2 protein-coding genes are annotated in these 1,193 nt (G+C 47.4%); both read left to right on the forward strand.

Features of this window, described 5'->3' with window-relative positions; genetic code table 11:
* Positions 1–310: DUF2061 domain-containing protein (locus R7070_RS25840; protein WP_318141468.1), on the forward strand; the 310-nt coding region annotated here is incomplete at its 5' end.
* Positions 311–420: 110 nt separating this feature from the next.
* Positions 421–1,193, forward strand: a 773-nt coding sequence (locus tag R7070_RS25845; RefSeq protein WP_318141469.1) for a bifunctional helix-turn-helix transcriptional regulator/GNAT family N-acetyltransferase, incomplete at its 3' end; no start/stop codon positions are given.

The following is a 1,193-nucleotide window of genomic DNA, read 5'->3' on the forward strand; positions in this document are numbered from 1 at the left end:
TGCCATGATTGAGCCATCAGTAAACACCGTCGCTTTTTACTTTCATGAAAAAGCTTGGGCAAGTGTTCCCGCTTTAAAAGCTCGTCAATTCATGACCAAGCTAAAAACCGCGAGTTTCGCAACGGTACACTTTAGCGTAGCGTTTACGGTGGTTTACTTGTTAACGGGTGATGCATTTATCGGTGGCGTTATGGCAATGCTAGAGCCATCATTAAATACCGTAGCCTACTACTTCCACGAAAAAGTTTGGTTACGTAAATCGTCTGATCAGAGCTCAGCGCCGCATTTTTGCTTCCACAAACACGCTTAAGAGCGGGTCGAAACCGAAGCAACAGCGAGCTCAAACCGATTCATTATTGACAATGTTGCGCACCGCAATTAAGTTAATTGCGGTACGCAACTTATTATAGGTAACTTAAGATGAATCCTCGTCAGCTCAGACATTACTCCCGACAGACCGTCCGCTTGTTAGGTATGCTTGATAAACAATGTGGCGAGGTTACCCTCACCCCAGTACAAGCTCATGCCTTGGGCGAGATCCAATTACAGCCACTGACTATCAATCAACTGGCGCAGCAGCTTAACGTAGATAAATCCAATGCCAGCCGCACCGTAACTGCTCTCATCAAGCAGAGCCTGGTTGAGAGCATCGAAAATCCAAAAGACAAGCGCAGCCAGTTCATAGCTTTGACCGAGCAAGGCCAACACGCGCTATCTCAACTCGACCAACAACAAAATACTTTCTTCGAATCATTGCTATCCCATCTGGACGAAAACGAGCAGCAACAGCTCAAACAAGGGCTTGAAGTGTATCTAAAAGGCTTAACCAAAGTATGCCAAGCAAACCAATTTGTTCTTCGCCCACTCAGCAAGGCCGATAACCCACAAGTCGCCGACGTGATTCGTCAGGTTTCCGCGGAATATGGTCTAACCGCAGACAAAGGATACGGCGTCGCAGACCCAACACTTGATGACATGTATTCTGTGTATAACCAACAAGGTGCCGCTTATTGGGTGCTTGAGCACAATGGCGTCATCGTCGGTGGTGGTGGTTTTGCTCCACTAGCAGGCGAACCTAACGTGTGCGAACTACAGAAAATGTACTTTTTACCCCAAACTCGTGGACACGGCTTGGCAAAACGTATCGTCGCGCTGAGTCTGCAATTGGCGAAGCAACTTGGCTATCAAAAGTG

The sequence above is a fragment of the Vibrio sp. 1557 genome, from assembly GCF_033340175.1.
GTDB classification, from domain to species: Bacteria; Pseudomonadota; Gammaproteobacteria; order Enterobacterales; family Vibrionaceae; genus Vibrio; species Vibrio alginolyticus.